This window comes from Bacillus sp. DJP31 (assembly GCF_049310945.1).
Classification (GTDB): domain Bacteria; phylum Bacillota; class Bacilli; order Bacillales; family SA4; genus Bacillus_BS.
Genome location: NZ_JBMERO010000002.1, coordinates 150759 through 168234, shown reverse-complemented (window position 1 = coordinate 168234; position 17476 = coordinate 150759). Strand labels below are relative to the sequence as shown.

Below are 17476 nucleotides of genomic sequence, written 5' to 3'. Positions count from 1 at the left end.
CTATGGTTCGTCTTTTTTCGTGGGAAGCAATCGTCTTGTTATTATGTTAAAATGGAATACAGTGCAAAATGTAGCTAGGGAATAAATTGTGCGTGATTAGGGGAGAGAATACACTTGATAGAGTTTATTAAAGGACATATAGTAGATGTAAATCCGGAGTATATTGTTATAGATCATGGTGGAATGGGATATTTAATTTATACACCGAATCCATATATTTATGATAAAAATAAAGAAGTGACAACAGTGTATACATACCAGCACGTTCGGGAAGATATTTTGGCCTTATATGGTTTTCCAACTAGAAAAGACAGAGCATTGTTTATGAAGCTTTTAAATGTAACGGGGATCGGTCCAAAGGGTGCACTTGCTATTTTAGCATTTGGTCGACCAGAACAGGTTGTTAATGCCATAGAAGAGGAAAATGAGGCCTTTCTTATTAAATTCCCAGGTGTAGGGAAAAAGACAGCAAGACAGATTATCCTGGATTTAAAAGGAAAAGTAGCTGGATTAGTGGATAGTGGATTTATCCTAAATAACGAAATAAATCCATCACATGAGGTGAAAACAGGCTCAAATGTCGCATTAGATGAGGCTTTAGAAGCCCTTCAGGTACTTGGCTATGCTGAACGTGAAATACGGAAAATTGTTCCCTTTCTTGAAAGAGAAACGATGACAACTAATGAATATATTAAAGTTGCTTTACAGCAATTAGTACAAGGTAAATAGGAAGGGTGGATTGCCTTGGATGATCGAATTGTTTCAGTAGAGGCTGAAAGTGAAGAGGAGTCAATCGATCAAACACTCCGTCCTCAATTGCTTCAGCATTATATCGGACAAACAAAAGTAAAAGAGAATCTACAAATTTTCATCAAGGCAGCCAAAATGAGAAATGAAACACTAGACCACGTTCTTTTGTATGGTCCTCCTGGCCTTGGAAAGACAACCTTAGCAACGATTATTGCCAATGAAATGGGTGTCAATATCCGAACGACTTCTGGACCTGCTATTGAACGTCCTGGCGATTTAGCAGCTATTTTAACAACGCTCGAGCCAGGAGATGTTTTGTTTATTGATGAAATTCATCGCTTGCAGCGGTCTGTTGAAGAGGTATTATATCCTGCCTTGGAAGACTTTTGTCTTGATATTGTCATTGGGAAAGGTCCTACTGCTCGATCTGTTCGGTTAGATCTTCCTCCTTTTACCTTAGTTGGAGCTACGACTAGAGCAGGTGCTTTATCAGCACCACTTCGAGACAGATTTGGTGTGCTAAGTCGGCTAGAGTATTATAATGAGGAACAACTGTCACATATAGTGAGTCGAACTGCAAATATCCTTGATGTGGAAATTGTCGAGGAAGCAACCGTTGAAATGGCAAGAAGATCAAGAGGAACGCCAAGGATTGCGAATCGATTACTTCGAAGAGTTCGAGATTTTGCTCAGGTAAAAGGAACTGGAATCATTGATCAACAAATTGCTTCAGACGCCCTGGAAATGTTACAGGTAGATAGATTAGGACTGGATCATATTGACCATAAATTAATCATAGGGATTATTGAAAGATTCCGTGGCGGGCCAGTTGGGCTTGATACAATAGCTGCATCCATTGGTGAGGAAGCAGATACAATTGAGGATGTATATGAGCCATACCTTCTTCAGATAGGCTTTCTACAAAGAACACCTAGAGGTAGAATTGTGACTGAACTTGCTTACCGTCACTTTCAGATGGAGGTTCCCAAATAATGGAGTTACCAAAGATGTTAATGATTCTTGGTGCGCTTCTATTTCTTGTCGGTATCATCTGGCAGTTTATTGGAAGAATCCCAGGTGATTTTGTATTCAAAAAGGGGAATATAACCTTTTATTTCCCGATTGTAACGTCTATAGTCATAAGCGTCCTGCTATCTATTGTCTTTTACTTTCTGGGTCGCTTTCGATAATTAATTAAATTTTTACGGATAACAAAGGGTTAGGTGAATAGAATGAAGGTTGAGTTATTTAATTTTAATCTCCCAGAGGAACTTATTGCCCAAACACCTCTAGTAGATCGAGAAGCTTCAAGGTTAATGGTGTTAGATAAGCACACTGGTGAAATTCGCCACGAGGATTCAGTTCGGTCGGTCCTAACTTATTTGAATAAAGGCGACTGTTTGGTTTTAAACGATACCCGTGTTCTACCAGCAAGATTGTTTGGAACAAAGGACGAAACAGGTGCAAAGGTTGAGGTATTGCTATTAAAGCAAGTAGAGCAAGACAAATGGGAAACGTTAGTCAAGCCGGCTAAACGAGTACCTATCGGAGCATCAGTATCATTTGGAGATGGAAGCCTAAGGGCCACCTGTGTTGGGAGAAGTGAATATGGTGGACGGGTGTTTGAATTTACATACGAAGGCATTTTTTATGAAGTATTAGAATCTTTAGGTGAAATGCCACTCCCTCCATATATTATGGAGCAATTAGATGACAGAGAACGGTATCAGACAGTTTTTTCAAGAGAAGTAGGTTCAGCAGCTGCCCCGACAGCTGGACTTCACTTCACGAAACAGCTACTGGATGACATTAAGAAAAAAGGTGTTCATATTGCCTTTATTACTTTACATGTTGGTTTAGGGACATTTAGACCCGTCAAAGCTGAAACTATTGAAGAGCATGACATGCATGCTGAATTTTACCAAATGACAGAGGGGACTGCCAAGTTATTAAATGAAGTTCGCCAAAAGGGTGGAAAAATTATAACAGTTGGTACTACTTCAACTCGAACTATAGAGACCATTGCCTTGAAAAATGAAGGAAGGTTTGTTGAAGACTCTGGCTGGACGAATATCTTTATTTACCCAGGCTATGAATTTAAAGGAATCGATGGAATGCTAACAAATTTTCATTTACCCATGTCTACTTTAATTATGCTTATCAGTGCATTAGCTGGAAGGGAAAATGTCTTACATGCTTATCGTGAAGCTGTAAACGAAAAGTACCGATTCTTTAGCTTTGGAGATGCCATGTTAATCATTGAAGGTTCGAGCAATAATGAGTAACAGCGATGAAGGGAGCAACTCGGAATGACAGCAATAAGGTACGAATTTATTAAAACGTGTAAACAAACAGGTGCGAGACTTGGACGTGTTCATACACCACATGGTTCTTTTGATACTCCAACATTCATGCCGGTAGGGACGCTCGCAACAGTAAAAACAATGTCACCTGAAGACTTAGTTCAAATGGGAGCAGGGATTATATTAAGTAATACGTACCACCTTTGGCTAAGACCGGGACACGAAATCGTGAGGGAGGCTGGTGGTCTTCACAAATTCATGAACTGGAATCGTCCCATCTTAACCGATTCTGGAGGTTTTCAAGTTTTCAGCTTAAGTGACCTTCGAAAAATAGAAGAAGAAGGTGTTCATTTTAGAAACCATTTAAATGGTGCAAAGCTCTTTTTATCTCCTGAAGGCGCAATGGACATTCAGAATGCACTAGGTTCAGATATTATGATGGCCTTTGATGAATGTCCTCCATTCCCAGCAGAGTTTGACTATATGAAAAAATCAGTTGAACGTACAAGTAGATGGGCAGAGAGATGCTTACAAGCTCATCAGCGTCCACAGGATCAAGGATTGTTTGGTATCATCCAAGGTGGAGAATATGAGGAACTTCGTAAACTTAGCGCAAAAGACTTAGTATCTCTTGATTTCCCGGGCTATGCAATTGGTGGTTTATCTGTGGGTGAACCAAAGGATGTTATGAATCGTGTTCTTGATTTTACTGTTCCATTATTACCTTCTACAAAACCTCGATATTTAATGGGGGTTGGTTCACCTGACTCTTTGATTGACGGTTCTATTCGTGGTGTTGATATGTTCGACTGTGTCTTACCAACGAGGATTGCTCGAAATGGAACGTGTATGACGAGTGAAGGTCGGTTAGTGATTCGTAATGCAAAATATGAGAGAGATTTTGGTCCACTCGATCCTAATTGTGATTGTCATACTTGTAAAAATTATTCTCGCGCCTATGTTCGCCATTTAATAAAATGCAATGAAACACTTGGAATGAGATTAACGACTTACCATAACTTATATTTTCTGTTAAACTTAATGGAACAGGTTAGACAAGCTATACGAGAAGACCGTTTAGGTGATTTTCGAGAAGAGTTTTTTGAAGCATACGGATTTAATAAACCGAATGCAAGAAATTTCTAGTCATAAGCTTGGCTAACGTGAGTAAACTTTATGAATTAGAAAGGGGTGAATATACATGGAATTATTAACTACAGTAGGACCACTAGTAGCGATGTTTGCAATTTTCTATTTCCTACTTATTAGACCTCAACAAAAAAGACAGAAGAAAACGCAACAAATGCAGTCTGATTTGAAAAAGGGTGATAAGGTTGTCACAATCGGTGGTTTCCACGGAATTGTTGATGCTATTGATGAAGGAACAATCGTAATTAAAGCTGGTGACGGTGCTAGACTTACATTTGATCGTGCAGCAATACGTGATGTAGTATCAAACTAATCAAAAAAAAAGAGCGGGAATTCGCTCTTTTTTTACTTGGCTATTTTTCCGCCTGCAATGTTTACACCGATTACCCCACCAAACATGGCCGTAGCAATATACCCTAGATGATAAAAGGTTTGTTGAGTTGAAAAAGCAGATTCCTGACCAAGAAATTGGTATAGGAGGACAATGCTGGTAAACAAAATGGCAGTAACTCCGCCCATAAGCCAACCCTTCTCTTTGCCTTTTCCCCCAGAAATAAAGCCACCAGCAAACAAAGCAAAAAATGAAAGCGCCATAATAAACCAATGAAGAGAGGATTCCTGTAGATTTGTAAACCGGAGGAGAAGTGAAAAAACGATACTACAGGTAAGAATAATAAGTGAAATTGTTAAAACCCCATACAAAATAGCGGAAATCATACTCCTTGCGTTCATCCATGTTCTCTCCTTTTATCTAACAAAATAGCTAGAGATTACACTAGCCAAGCCTTTCTTTAGAACAAGCATATTCGTGATCCATCGAAATTAGAATGAAAAGATTTGCTTAAAACAATAAGTTGGAAAATCCTTCGTCTCATGAAATTCAAATGACTGTGTAGACTAATGGTTAGAAAGCATGGCTTGTACTGACCAAAAGGGGGACATCTGTAATGGAGTATGTTTTAATCATCGGTCGTACTCTATTTTTATATTTTTTAATCGTCATCATATTTCGTATAATGGGAAAAAGGGAAATTGGTGAGTTGAGTATACTTGACCTTGTTGTGTTTATCATGATTGCAGAGACAGCTGTAGTTGGTATAGAGAATATAGAAAACCCACTATTATATACAAGTATTCCCATGGTTTTACTAATGGTCATTCAAATTACATTAGCGACAATTTCTTTAAAAAGTAAAAAAGTGAGAGAGCTTCTTGAAGGAAAACCTTCAATATTAATTGAAAATGGGAGAATAAAAGAATTGGAAATGAGAAAACAACGCTATAATTTTGATGATTTACTCACCCAATTACGTGATAAAAATGTTAGTAATGTAGCAGATGTAGAATTTGCCATTCTAGAACCATCAGGTAAGCTCTCCGTATTTGAAAAAGACCATAAAAGAAAAAGCACCCTTCACCTGCCGCTCATTATTGATGGTGCCATTCAAGAGCGACATTTAAAAATTCTAGGTCAAACCAATCTGTGGCTTCGTCAGCAACTACGTGATCTAGGTTACACAAAAATCAAGCAAATCTCTTATTGTAGTTATGATAATGGGGTTTTCTATGTTGATTTAATTGACAAAAAATAAGTAACCGCTCCTTTGTTATCGCAGGAAGGTTACTTATTCTCGTTTAGCGTCAACTTTTGGATTTATCCACAAATAAATTGAGAAATTAACTAATAAACGTATGGAGCTAAGTATTTTCCGAGATAAGGTATTCTCTTCACTTCTTCTTTCTTTACTAATCTAAAGATAACCAGAAGGATAAGGTAGATACTTGTCGTGACCATAACAGCGAGTAGAGTTCGCATGCCTAGGGAACCACTTGTTAGGGCGAGGAAGAAATAATGTCCACCCACTCCGGCTAATATCATGGTAATAAAGCTTTTTACATATTCTCTCACATGGATTGTGTAGGAAATGACTTTGATTACTGTTGAGAAATGCAACAAAGTTACTAAAACAATACCAACAACAATTGCAAGTGCCGCTCCCATAATTCCAAGTTCTGGTCTAGTTGCTAAAGCAAAAACCACAGCTATTTTAATGACAGCTCCAATTAGACTGTTAATCATAGCTGCTTTGGCTAAATCCATTGCTTGAAGGACTGCTTGTAAGGGACCTTGAAAATAATAAAATAAGAAAAATGGTGCCATCACTTTCACGTAGATAGCAGCTGCTGATGATCCGTACATAATCTGCATAACCGGATCAGCAAATACATACAGAATGACAACTGCAAGTCCTCCAGTTACGAAAGATAGACGCAAAGCTTGCTGTAGACGATGTTCAATAAGTAGCGTTTTCTTTTGAGCTGCTGCTTCACTTATAGCAGGAACTAGAGACACAGATAGCGAATACGTAATAAAAGAAGGAAGAAACAATAGCGGTAGGGCATATCCTGTTAATTCACCATACTGCCTTGTAGCCATTACAGTTGTTACGCCTGCAATCGCCAAGCTCCATACAACAACAATTGGTTCAAAAAAATAGGCAACAGATCCAATTAACCGACTTCCTGTTGTAGGTAAAGCAATCGCCATTAGATGGTGAAATGTTTCTTTTCCTGATTTAAGAGAAGAAAAGAAATTTTTTCTTACCTTCATTCGTTTTTTCATTTTGAATATCATCATCATATAAAGAAGAGAAACGAGTTCCCCAAAGACAACAGATATCATGGCACCAGCGGCAGCAAATTCTACTCCGTAAGGTAAACAGGCTTTTGTAAAAACGGCAACTAACGTAATCCGAACGACTTGTTCAATAACTTGGGAATAGGCTGCAGGTCTCATATTCTGTTTTCCTTGGAAATATCCCCTCAATACAGATGAGAGTGCAACAATAGGAACGATAGGTGAAATGGCGATTAATGGATAAAAGGTTCTATCATCAGTGAGTAATGTAGTCGATAAAAAGGGTGCAAGAGCAATCATTCCAGTAGTAAAAATGATACTTAAAATACCAGTGGTTACTAGTGAGACCACAAGAATTTTTTTGATCCTTTTATGATCCCCTATTGCCTCTGCTTCAGCTACTAGCTTAGAGATGGCAATGGGCAAACCAAGCTGAGTAAGGGTAATGGTCAAAAGTAGTGTTGGAACAGCCATCATATAGAGTCCAACGCCTTCTTCACCCATTATTCGAGCAACGACTATTCGATTGACAAATCCGAGTACCCTAGTGATGAATCCAGCAAGTATTAATATAAAAGTTCCTTGTAAAAAGGTTTGTTTCGACATATCTACCCTACCTTCTCAAAAGAAGTGTTATCATATACAATATCTATATGCTTGTATATAGGCCAAGCATGACAGAAAGTAGGACAACATATTACGATATAAATCAGCAATGATTATTTGGAGCAGAAATAGGGAGCTTTCACAAAAAAAATGAAGACTCCAGAGAGTTAAAAAGAGATCAATTGTTGGACCAGGAGGGTCATTATGAATTGGGAAGAAATGCGCAAACATGTTCAGCCTGCGATTCAAAGTAAGGTTGAAGAATTTCAAATTTATGGTTTTGATCGGGCGGATGAAGAGGAAATTTGGCAATGTCTACTAAAGAAGAAATGGAAAAAAGAAGTCGAGCCAAAACCGATTCGGGAGCTAGTGAATGATGTTTTACGCTTGTCCATTAGTGATTATATGAGTTTTATTACTATGAATGCTTTCAAAGAGCCATTTCAATTCCCGTCCTCGAAAAGCATGAATTGACAGTTAATGATGATTCTACCATAATAAAACTAATGCTTTTGTACATAAAGAAATAAATAATTGAACTGCCATTATCACAATCATAAGCCTACTACTCGGATGACTTTAAGGAGGATTTTTTGCACAATGGTTAAAAAAGGCCGTATTATCATATTCTTTCTACTCGTTTTACTAGCAGGTGGGCTAGTTGGAGCCACTACAAGTGATGTCACGAAAAATATTAAACTTGGATTAGATTTACAAGGTGGTTTTGAAATTCTCTATGAGGTAAAATCTGCTAATAAAGGTGATGAGATCACTCATGAAGTCCTTTTAAGTACAGTAAAAGCTCTAGAAAAACGGGTCAATGTTCTAGGTGTCAGTGAACCCAATATCCAAATCGAAGGTGAAGATCGAATTCGTGTTCAGTTAGCTGGAGTCGATGACCAGAATAAGGCAAGAGAAATCCTTTCGACAGAAGCGAAGCTGACATTTCGAGATGTCAATGATGTGGAGCTGATGAGTGGGGCGGATCTTGCTGAAGGCGGAGCTTCTCAGTCATTTGACGAAAATAATTCACCGAGTGTTTCATTGACCTTAAAAAGTGCAGAGAAATTTGCCGAAGTGACTAGACAAGTATCTAGCATGCCTGTACCAACTAACTTAATGGTCATCTGGTTGGATTATGAAGAAGGTGACTCCTACCAAGCAGAAGCTAGTAAAGCCACTCCGAAATTCATTTCGGCTGCAGGAGTACGTGAAGTATTCAATCAAACGTCTGTATTAATTACTGGAAGTTTCACAATTCCAGAAGCAAAAGAATTAGCGGATCTATTAAATGCGGGTTCACTACCTGTTGAACTAAAAGAGATGTATTCTACATCTGTAGGAGCTCAATTCGGTGAACAAGCGTTACAGAAGACAGTTTTTGCTGGGATGATCGGTATTTTATTTGTCTTTGTATTTATGCTTGTTTTCTACCGATTCCCTGGAATAATTGCAGTCGTAACACTAAGTATCTATATTTATTTAGTACTCTTAGTATTTGACTGGATGAATGGTGTATTAACACTACCTGGAATTGCAGCCATAGTACTTGGTGTAGGTATGGCAGTAGACGCCAATATTATTACGTACGAACGAATTAAGGAAGAATTAAAAACAGGAAAGTCAGTCATTTCTGCCTTTAAAGCAGGTAACCGTCGATCTCTTTCCACCATTTTTGATGCGAACATTACGACTCTGCTAGCCGCAGGAGTATTGTTCTTTTATGGGACAAGCTCTGTAAAAGGGTTTGCAACTATGCTCATATTAAGTATTTTATTAAGCTTCCTAACTGCGGTCTTTGGAACAAGATTATTTCTGGGACTTTGGGTAAACAGCCGCTTTTTAAATAAAAAGCCATCCTATTTTGGTGTAAAAGAGACTGAGATTCAAAACATAGACACGGGGGATACAGATTTTACCATTCCGACAAGATTTGACAAAATTGACTTTGTGAAGCACCGTAAAAAAATATTCATTTTCACAGGGGTACTAGCTCTAATAGGGATTATCCTTCTATCAACACAAAAATTAAATCTTGGTATTGATTTTGCGAGTGGGACCCGTGTGGAAATACTTTCTAACGATTCGTTTACAACAGAAGAAGTTGAAAGTGAGTTTAACTCGTTAAACTTAAGTAAAGAAACCCGGGATGTACGATTATCTGGTACTGATAACGAAATTGGAGTTGCTCGTTTCGTTGGGGTCTTAGAAGAGAGTGAAATAGCAGCGATTAAGGATTATTTCACCGATAAATATGGTTCAGAACCAAATGTAAGCACTGTTTCCCCAACTGTTGGGAAAGAGCTTGCTAAGAATGCCTTTATTGCAGTCGTGATTGCTTCTATTGGTATTATCATTTACGTGACAATACGATTTGAAATCTATATGGCGATTGCCGCTGTTGTTGCATTAATACATGATGCATTTTTCATTATTGTATTCTTTAGTTTACTACAATTAGAGGTGGATTTAACCTTTATAGCAGCTATATTAACGATCGTCGGTTACTCCATAAACGATACCATTGTAACCTTTGACCGAATTCGTGAAATCATGAAAGCACGTGGGAAGAAGATTAAGACAGTTGACGACCTAGCAGAGGTGGTTAACGATAGCTTACGTCAAACACTTGGACGTTCAGTAAGCACAGTTTTGACAGTAGTTATTGTTACCATTGGATTGCTACTTCTAGGTAGTGAATCTATTTGGAACTTCTCACTTGCCTTATTAATCGGATTAATTGCTGGAACCTATTCTTCTATATTCATCGCATCTCAGCTATGGCTAGTATGGAAAGGGAAAAGTATAGGGAAAAAGCCGAAATTAAAGCCTGTGGAAGTGGACCTAGAGCCTTGATCAGTCGTAAAAGACTCGTGAATGTACCTTTTCACGGGTCTTTTTTCTTACTCAACTTTTAAAGAATTTAGGCTATAATAAGCGAATAGACTTTAATAAAGGAAGTGAATCTGTGAAGAAACAAAAGGATCGTTTTAAAGAAGCTGAGTTCGCTGCGATACTAAGTATTGTGATGAATATACTCTTGGCTATTTTAAAAGGAGTTATAGGGACAATAAGTAACAGTAAGGCTTTACTAGCAGACGCTGTAAATTCGGCTTCTGATGTGGCCGGTTCAATAGCTGTATATATTGGAGTAAGGGCAGCCAAGCAACCACCAGATGAAGATCATCCATATGGGCATGGAAAGGCAGAATCCATTGCGGCAATAATAGTCGCTGTCCTTTTATTTGTAGTTGGCTTAGAGATTGGTCGATCATCGATTGAATCCTTTTTTCATACAATTGAAGCACCCGGGATAGCTGCTATTTACGCACTTCTCATTTCAATCATCGCTAAAGAATTGATGTTTCGTTATAAGATTAAACTGGGTAAAAGAATAAATAGTGACGCCATTACTGTAAATGCATATGAGGATCGTTCTGATGTTTTCTCTTCTTTAGCTGCCTTGATTGGAATAGGAGCCGCAATAACTGGTGAACGAATTGGGCTTGACTGGCTAGTGTATGCAGATCCTGTAGCGGGAGTATTTGTTTCAGTGATGGTCATCATCATGGCTTGGAAACTAGGTTCAGAATCTATACATAATACTCTTGATCATGTCCTACATGATGAAGATACGAATGAGATGCGAGAGGTTGTCTTAAAGGTTGATGGGGTGAAGAAAATTGACACTCTTCATGCACGAGAACACGGCCATTATGTAATTGTCGACTTAAAAATATCAGTAGATCCATATATAACGGTTGAAGAAGGGCATAAGATTGGGAAGACGGTAAAAGAGAAACTTGTAAAGCATGCACACGTTCAAGATGTATTTGTTCATGTGAACCCTTTTAACAACGAGGAATAAGGAGGGAAAGACTAATGAAAGGACAATGGACACTCATTTTAGCTCTAGTATTCGCCTTAATCGTAGCTGTCTTCGCGGTGATTAACGTGAATACAGTTGAAGTACATTATATGTTTGGTACAGCCTCATGGCCGCTTATTCTTGTTATTCTTAGTTCTGCTATAATGGGAGCGATTGCTGCTTTTGCTGCAGGTATCTTTAGATTCATGCATGTACAAAAACAGCTAAAGCATCTGCAAAAAGAGAATGAGTCGTTAAGAAACCAAAACATTGTAGAAGAAAGTAATAAGAAAGATCAAGAACAAGAAAATACTCATTTCTAGCCTATCTGTTGTTTCCATTGTCACCCCTTACTCACTTCATGTATAATAAGTGGGTCAAGGGGTGATTATGTGCTTTTAGCCAAAACACGTTGGGTTCACAAGGGAAAAAATGACGAGATTGCAAACCAAATAGCCTCAGAATTGTCGATTTCTGCAATGGTGGCAAACCTTCTAGTGACTAGAGGGATAACCACCGCACAAGAGGCTAAAAAGTTTATTTATATAGAGGACGAAATGTTTCATGATCCATTCCTACTTAGTGGGATGCAAAAGACAGTGGAACGGATTAAGCAAGCTATTTTGCAGGCAGAAAAAATACTAGTATATGGTGATTATGATGCAGACGGTGTGAGTAGTACGACCGTTATGCTTCGTGCATTACTTCAATTGGGTGCAGATGCTGATTTTTACATCCCTAACCGTTTCAATGAAGGATATGGTCCGAACGTCGATGCCTTTCAATGGGCAAGTGACGAAGGATTTACTCTCATTATTACGGTTGATACCGGGATATCAGCACTAAATGAAGCAAGATTTGCAAAAGAGTTAGGTGTTGATTTAATCATAACTGATCATCATGAGCCTGGCCCTGAGCTACCAGATGCTTATTCTATTATTCATCCTAATCTACCTGGTGGGACCTATCCATTTCATCAACTTGCTGGGGCAGGAGTTGCATTAAAGGTCGCACATGCACTGCTAGGTGAATGTCCTTTAGAATATATAGCCATGGCATCAATCGGAACCATTGCGGATTTAGTACCACTTCATGATGAAAATCGATTAATAGCTACATTAGGAATTAAGGCTCTTAGAGTATCCCGTAATCCAGGTGTACAAGCCTTGCTAAAGATATGTAGCATCAATCAAAGCGAACTGACAGAAGAAACGATTGGATTTTCGATTGGTCCAAGAATCAATGCAGCTGGTAGACTTGGAGACGCGGATCCTGCTGTTCAATTATTTTTAACGGATAACCTAGATGAAGCAGAACTTATTGCACAGGAAATTGACTTATTAAATAAAGAAAGACAAAAAATTGTCAATGTGATGACACAAGAGGCTATAGAACTTGTAGAATCACAATTTCCACTTGAAGAAAACCAAGTGCTTGTTGTTGGAAAAACGGGGTGGAATGCTGGGGTAATTGGGATTGTAGCCTCAAGACTTGTGGATAAATACTACCGACCTACCATCGTACTTAGTTTGGATGAAGAAAAAGGAGTAGCAAAGGGTTCAGCCAGAAGCATAAAGGGCTTTGACTTATTTGAAAACTTATCAACTTGTCGAGATATATTGCCTCACTTTGGTGGTCATACAATGGCAGCTGGGATGACGGTAGAGTTGGAACAAGTAAGTGAGCTTCGTTCTAGACTTATTCAGCTTGCAAAAGAAAAGCTAACAGAGGATGATTATATTCCCGTCACCTTTGTCGATATTGAGTGCAAGCTCAAGGACATCACGCTGGCATCGATTGAGCAGTTAACTAGGCTGGCACCTTATGGAATGGGAAATCCTAAACCAAAAGTAGTCATATCTTCTACTTCTCTTTCTCAAATGAAGAAAATAGGCCAAGATCAAAGTCATTTAAAACTTTTGTTAGAGGACTCAGGTACAACCATGGATGCCATTGCCTTTGGGTTTGGGCATGTCTATGACCAAATTTCTCCCCTATCAATGGTTTCAATCATCGGAGAGCTCTCGGTTAATGAGTGGAATAATCATCGTAAACCACAGGTCATGGTTGGTGATATTTGCATAAATGAGTGGCAATTGTTTGATTGGCGAGGAAATAAGGGAGCGATTAAGCAAATTGAATCCATTCCTGTATCGAACCGCAAAATCATTGTCTTTAACGAAGAGTTGTTGGAAGAATTGAAGCTTACGTGTGAACAGGAAACGATTTATATCGTTAAGGATCAAACTGATATTGTAAAGATTCCATTTAATCGTGATCATCTCGTCTTGCTTGATCTACCACCTTCACTTTCTTTACTACATGAACTAGTAGATCAAGCAAAGCCAGATAGAGTTTATGCCATTTTACACCAGCAGGAAACTCACTTTTTTAATACGATTCCAACTCGTGAACATTTTAAATGGTTTTATGGATTCTTATCAAAAAATAAAGAATTTCACTACGAATCACAGTATGAAAAACTAGCAAAGCACCGAGGTTGGTCAAAAGAATCGATTCAATTTATGTTAAAGGTGTTTTTTGAATTAGATTTTGTTACAATAAACAATGGTGTTATTTCAATTACTAATCAACCGAAAAAGCGTGACTTAACAGACTCAGAGTCATATATGAAAAAACAAGATCAAATTGAAATAGAAAAAGTACTTGTTTACTCTTCCTATTCACAATTAAAAGACTGGTTTGATCATGTATATGAAGGTTTGGTAACCATATAGGAGGCAATTTCAGAAATGGATTACAAAAAATTTATCACAGTCGTCCCAAACTGGCCCAAAGAGGGAATTCAGTTTAAGGATATTACAACTTTAATGGACAATGGAGAAGCGTACAAAAGTGCTACAGATGAAATTGTCCTTTTTGCAAAAGAGAAAAGAATTGATGTTGTCGTAGGACCAGAGGCCAGAGGCTTTATTATTGGCTGCCCTGTTGCCTATGCCCTAGGTCTTGGATTCGCACCCGTTCGTAAAGAAGGAAAGCTACCTCGAGAAGTTGTTAAGGTAAACTACGGTCTAGAATACGGCTCAGATGTTCTCACCATGCATAAAGATGCCATCAAACCAGGTCAAAGAGTCCTGATTACAGATGATTTATTAGCAACTGGAGGAACAATAGGAGCAACGATCGAATTGGTTGAGCGGCTAGGTGGAGTGGTTGCCGGAATTGCCTTCTTAATTGAGTTGACGTACCTAGATGGCCGCAATAAGCTGGATGGCTATGAAGTTCTTACTTTAATGAAATACTAAAGCTACATTGAGTAAAAAAGAGTGTCGATCGACACTCTTTTTGTGTTATAAGGCATTTGCCATTATTTAAAATTACATTTTTCCCCTTAATCCTTTACATCTACATAAATTTTCATGATAATAGTAACAATAATGATTTCAGTCTACTATTTTTCATAAAAAATAAATTTATTCCTAAATCAGGTGATTTAATGGCAAACGAACAAGTACTAACAGCTGAGCAGGTTATTGAAAAAGCTGCTAAATACTTATCCGATAAAAATATAGAGCTTATTCAACATGCATATGAGTTTGCTAAACTTGCCCATCAGGAGCAGTACCGTAAGTCGGGCGAGCCTTATATAATACATCCTATACAAGTGGCTGGAATTTTAGTTGACCTTGAGATGGATCCAGTTACCATTTCAGCTGGATTTCTTCATGATGTCGTTGAGGATACCGATGTGTCGATTACCCAGCTTGAAGAAGAGTTTGATAAAGAAGTAGCGATGCTTGTAGATGGTGTTACGAAGCTCGGGAAGATTAAATATAAATCACAAGAAGAACAACAGGCTGAGAACCACCGAAAAATGTTTGTGGCCATGGCCCAGGATATTCGAGTGATCTTAATTAAGCTAGCAGACAGATTGCATAATATGCGGACACTTAAGCATTTGCCTCAAGAAAAGCAACGTCGCATCTCGAACGAGACATTAGAGATCTTCGCCCCATTAGCCCACCGACTTGGTATTTCCAAAATTAAATGGGAGCTTGAAGACACTTCACTTAGGTACTTAAATCCGCAGCAATATTACCGGATTGTTAACTTAATGAAAAAGAAACGTGCAGAACGAGAGCAATATTTAGAGGAAGTCATGCAGGAAGTGAGCGTCCGTCTAAAGGAAGTATCGATTGGTGCAGATATTTCTGGTCGTCCAAAGCATATCTACAGCATTTACCGAAAAATGGCAATCCAAAATAAACAGTTTAACGAAATATATGATTTACTTGCTGTTAGAATTGTTGTTAATAGTATTAAGGATTGTTATGCCATATTAGGAATTATTCATACATGCTGGAAGCCGATGCCCGGTAGATTTAAAGATTATATTGCCATGCCCAAGCAAAATATGTATCAATCGCTTCATACAACTGTTATTGGTCCTCAAGGTGAGCCTTTAGAGGTCCAAATTAGAACAAGTGAAATGCATCACATTGCTGAGTATGGAATTGCCGCACATTGGGCCTATAAAGAAAATAAACAAGTGATGGAACAAGAGTCTTTTGAGAAAAAGATCACGTGGTTTAAAGAGATTTTGGAATGGCAAAACGATGCGAGCAATGCCGAAGAATTTATGGAATCGTTAAAAATTGATTTGTTTTCAGATATGGTGTTTGTGTTTACTCCAAAAGGAGATGTATTTGAGCTTCCATCTGGATCCGTTCCTATTGATTTCTCTTATCGAATCCATTCTGAAATTGGAAACAAGACCATCGGAGCGAAGGTAAACGGTAAGATGGTCACACTTGACTATAAGTTAAAGACTGGTGATATTGTAGAAATTCTTACTTCAAAGCATTCCTATGGCCCGAGCCAGGATTGGTTAAAGCTAGCTCAAACCACTCAGGCGAAAAATAAAATCCGTCAATTCTTTAAAAAGCAACGCCGTGATGAAAATGTCAGTAAGGGTAAAGAGTTAGTTGAAAAAGAAATCAAGAACTTAGATTTAGATCCGAAAGAAGTCCTTGTCAGTGAGAACCTAAGACGTGTTGCGGACAAGTTTAATTTCTCTAATGAAGAAGATATGTATGCAGCAGTAGGGTATAACGGAATAACAGCAGCCCAAATTGCAACAAGGCTGACTGAAAAATGGAGAAAGAAACGTGACAATGGACAAGAAACCTCTATAGTTGAAGCTGTTTTGGATTTGAAGAAATTCACAGTGACAAAAAAGAGGGATAGTGGTGTACGAGTTCAAGGTATTGATAACCTATTGATTCGACTCTCAAAATGTTGTAATCCTGTTCCTGGTGATGATATTGTTGGCTTCATTACAAAAGGAAGAGGAGTATCCATTCATCGTGATGACTGTCCAAATGTTCATGTAGAAGAAGCCAAAGAAAGACTTCTAACGGTTGAATGGGAAGGCAATGCCAAAGAAGGAAAAGAGTACAATGTTGAAATAGAAATCTCTGGTTATGATCGTCGAGGACTATTAAACGAAGTACTCCAAGCGGTTAATGAAACGAAAACAAACATTACAGCCGTAACTGGTCGTTCTGATCGAAATAAAATGGCGACCATTTCAATGACCATATCCATTCATAACGTGAATCACCTTCAAAAGGTTGTCGATCGTATTAAACAAATTCCTGATATATATGCTGTACGAAGAATCATGCATTAGGCCAGTTTTCGCATAGTAAGAAAAGAGTCTTACATTAAAGTGAGGTTTCCATGAGAGTTATTGTCCAAAGAGCGCGTGAAGCAAGTGTTTCAGTTAATAATGAAATAGTTGGCAAGATTTCAAAGGGCTTGATGCTACTAGTTGGTATAACCCACACAGACACGATGGCTGATGCTAGTTATGTGGCGGAAAAGGTAGCCAATTTAAGAATTTTTGAGGATGAATCTGGAAAGATGAATCATTCACTTCTAGATGTAAAAGGAGAAATTTTATCAGTCTCTCAATTTACATTGTACGGGGATTGCCGTAAAGGGCGAAGACCTAACTTTATGGATGCTGCTAAACCAGAGCAGGCAAACGAGATTTATATGGGCTTTAACGAAGAGCTTAAAAACCTCGGAATACATGTGGAAACAGGTTTGTTTGGAGAAATGATGGATGTTCAATTTGTGAACGAAGGTCCGGTTACCTTAATTATTGAGAGTAAATAAAGAAGCCCAAATGGGCTT

General features: G+C 38.3%; 17 protein-coding genes. 15 read left to right on the top strand and 2 right to left on the bottom strand.

The genetic code is table 11. The features are described from left to right. Positions 1–114 precede the first annotated feature (114 nt). From ruvA to yajC, 6 genes are read left to right on the top strand one after another with little or no spacing between them, the layout of a single operon-like run. Positions 115–729 carry a Holliday junction branch migration protein RuvA gene (gene ruvA, locus ACOI1C_RS03290; RefSeq protein ID WP_422507964.1) on the top strand — a complete coding sequence of 205 codons (615 nt, stop codon included), beginning with the start codon at positions 115–117 and terminating at the stop codon, positions 727–729. A 15-nt stretch (positions 730–744) separates the two neighbouring features. Next, positions 745–1743 carry a Holliday junction branch migration DNA helicase RuvB gene (gene ruvB / locus ACOI1C_RS03285; RefSeq protein WP_422507963.1) on the top strand — a complete coding sequence of 333 codons (999 nt, stop codon included), beginning with the start codon at positions 745–747 and terminating at the stop codon, positions 1741–1743. After that, positions 1743–1940, top strand: coding sequence for a DUF2905 domain-containing protein (locus ACOI1C_RS03280; RefSeq protein ID WP_422507962.1), 198 nt, complete (start codon positions 1743–1745; stop codon positions 1938–1940). The genes ruvB and ACOI1C_RS03280 overlap by 1 nt, the downstream gene beginning before the upstream one ends. A 42-nt stretch (positions 1941–1982) precedes the next feature. Next, positions 1983–3035: a tRNA preQ1(34) S-adenosylmethionine ribosyltransferase-isomerase QueA gene (gene queA, locus ACOI1C_RS03275; RefSeq protein ID WP_422507960.1), complete on the top strand. Its 1053-nt coding sequence runs from the start codon at positions 1983–1985 to the stop codon at positions 3033–3035. A 24-nt stretch (positions 3036–3059) separates the two neighbouring features. Beyond that, positions 3060–4199, top strand: a complete 1140-nt coding sequence (gene tgt / locus ACOI1C_RS03270; RefSeq protein ID WP_422507958.1) for a tRNA guanosine(34) transglycosylase Tgt — start codon at positions 3060–3062, stop codon at positions 4197–4199. Between the two features lie 55 nt (positions 4200–4254). Next, positions 4255–4515: a preprotein translocase subunit YajC gene (gene yajC / locus ACOI1C_RS03265; protein WP_422507956.1), complete on the top strand. Its 261-nt coding sequence runs from the start codon at positions 4255–4257 to the stop codon at positions 4513–4515. Between the two features lie 32 nt (positions 4516–4547). On the opposite strand, the gene ACOI1C_RS03260 is transcribed toward yajC, so the two are convergent. Continuing rightward, entirely contained in the window at positions 4548–4934 is a 387-nt protein-coding gene (locus ACOI1C_RS03260; RefSeq protein ID WP_422507954.1) for a TIGR04086 family membrane protein, read from the bottom strand. 215 nt (positions 4935–5149) lie between these two features. Here ACOI1C_RS03260 and ACOI1C_RS03255 point away from each other — a divergent pair, with 215 nt between their 5' ends. Beyond that, positions 5150–5794 (top strand): DUF421 domain-containing protein, encoded by a 645-nt coding sequence (locus tag ACOI1C_RS03255; protein WP_422507952.1) that lies wholly within the window; start codon positions 5150–5152, stop codon positions 5792–5794. An 89-nt stretch (positions 5795–5883) separates the two neighbouring features. On the opposite strand, the gene spoVB is transcribed toward ACOI1C_RS03255, so the two are convergent. Continuing rightward, a complete protein-coding gene (gene spoVB, locus ACOI1C_RS03250) occupies positions 5884–7446 on the bottom strand; it encodes a stage V sporulation protein B (RefSeq protein ID WP_422507950.1) in 1563 nt (520 codons plus the stop codon). A gap of 204 nt (positions 7447–7650) precedes the next feature. Here spoVB and ACOI1C_RS03245 point away from each other — a divergent pair, with 204 nt between their 5' ends. The 8 genes from ACOI1C_RS03245 to dtd all read left to right on the top strand — a co-directional run bounded on the left by ACOI1C_RS03245 (position 7651) and on the right by dtd (position 17458). Beyond that, positions 7651–7920, top strand: a complete 270-nt coding sequence (locus ACOI1C_RS03245) for a post-transcriptional regulator (RefSeq protein ID WP_422507948.1) — start codon at positions 7651–7653, stop codon at positions 7918–7920. Between the two features lie 126 nt (positions 7921–8046). Beyond that, entirely contained in the window at positions 8047–10302 is a 2256-nt protein-coding gene (secDF, locus tag ACOI1C_RS03240; protein ID WP_422507946.1) for a protein translocase subunit SecDF, read from the top strand. 172 nt (positions 10303–10474) lie between these two features. Next, the gene (locus ACOI1C_RS03235) at positions 10475–11314 is read left to right on the top strand and encodes a cation diffusion facilitator family transporter (protein WP_422508169.1); all 840 of its coding nucleotides are present in this window, start codon (positions 10475–10477) and stop codon (positions 11312–11314) included. Positions 11315–11328: 14 nt separating this feature from the next. Beyond that, a complete protein-coding gene (locus ACOI1C_RS03230) occupies positions 11329–11637 on the top strand; it encodes a LapA family protein (RefSeq protein ID WP_422507945.1) in 309 nt (102 codons plus the stop codon). Between the two features lie 69 nt (positions 11638–11706). Continuing rightward, positions 11707–14052 (top strand): single-stranded-DNA-specific exonuclease RecJ, encoded by a 2346-nt coding sequence (recJ, locus tag ACOI1C_RS03225; RefSeq protein ID WP_422507943.1) that lies wholly within the window; start codon positions 11707–11709, stop codon positions 14050–14052. A gap of 15 nt (positions 14053–14067) precedes the next feature. Further along, entirely contained in the window at positions 14068–14580 is a 513-nt protein-coding gene (locus tag ACOI1C_RS03220; RefSeq protein ID WP_422507941.1) for an adenine phosphoribosyltransferase, read from the top strand. A gap of 191 nt (positions 14581–14771) precedes the next feature. Next, positions 14772–16967, top strand: coding sequence for a RelA/SpoT family protein (locus tag ACOI1C_RS03215; protein ID WP_422507939.1), 2196 nt, complete (start codon positions 14772–14774; stop codon positions 16965–16967). Between the two features lie 50 nt (positions 16968–17017). Continuing rightward, the gene (gene dtd / locus ACOI1C_RS03210) at positions 17018–17458 is read left to right on the top strand and encodes a D-aminoacyl-tRNA deacylase (protein WP_422507937.1); all 441 of its coding nucleotides are present in this window, start codon (positions 17018–17020) and stop codon (positions 17456–17458) included. The last annotated feature ends 18 nt before the right edge of the window (positions 17459–17476 follow it).

Bases quoted from the DNA above. Each gene is read 5' to 3' on its own strand.
- ACOI1C_RS03215 (WP_422507939.1), top strand. From the start codon at position 14,772: ATGGCAAACGAACAAGTACTAACAGCTGAGCAGGTTATTGAAAAAGCT.
- dtd (WP_422507937.1), top strand. From the start codon at position 17,018: ATGAGAGTTATTGTCCAAAGAGCGCGTGAAGCAAGTGTTTCAGTTAAT.
- spoVB (WP_422507950.1), bottom strand. From the start codon at position 7,446: ATGTCGAAACAAACCTTTTTACAAGGAACTTTTATATTAATACTTGCT.
- ACOI1C_RS03255 (WP_422507952.1), top strand. From the start codon at position 5,150: ATGGAGTATGTTTTAATCATCGGTCGTACTCTATTTTTATATTTTTTA.
- yajC (WP_422507956.1), top strand. From the start codon at position 4,255: ATGGAATTATTAACTACAGTAGGACCACTAGTAGCGATGTTTGCAATT.
- tgt (WP_422507958.1), top strand. From the start codon at position 3,060: ATGACAGCAATAAGGTACGAATTTATTAAAACGTGTAAACAAACAGGT.
- queA (WP_422507960.1), top strand. From the start codon at position 1,983: ATGAAGGTTGAGTTATTTAATTTTAATCTCCCAGAGGAACTTATTGCC.
- ACOI1C_RS03220 (WP_422507941.1), top strand. From the start codon at position 14,068: ATGGATTACAAAAAATTTATCACAGTCGTCCCAAACTGGCCCAAAGAG.
- ACOI1C_RS03235 (WP_422508169.1), top strand. From the start codon at position 10,475: ATGAATATACTCTTGGCTATTTTAAAAGGAGTTATAGGGACAATAAGT.
- ACOI1C_RS03245 (WP_422507948.1), top strand. From the start codon at position 7,651: ATGAATTGGGAAGAAATGCGCAAACATGTTCAGCCTGCGATTCAAAGT.
- ACOI1C_RS03230 (WP_422507945.1), top strand. From the start codon at position 11,329: ATGAAAGGACAATGGACACTCATTTTAGCTCTAGTATTCGCCTTAATC.
- ACOI1C_RS03280 (WP_422507962.1), top strand. From the start codon at position 1,743: ATGGAGTTACCAAAGATGTTAATGATTCTTGGTGCGCTTCTATTTCTT.
- secDF (WP_422507946.1), top strand. From the start codon at position 8,047: ATGGTTAAAAAAGGCCGTATTATCATATTCTTTCTACTCGTTTTACTA.
- ACOI1C_RS03260 (WP_422507954.1), bottom strand. From the start codon at position 4,934: ATGAACGCAAGGAGTATGATTTCCGCTATTTTGTATGGGGTTTTAACA.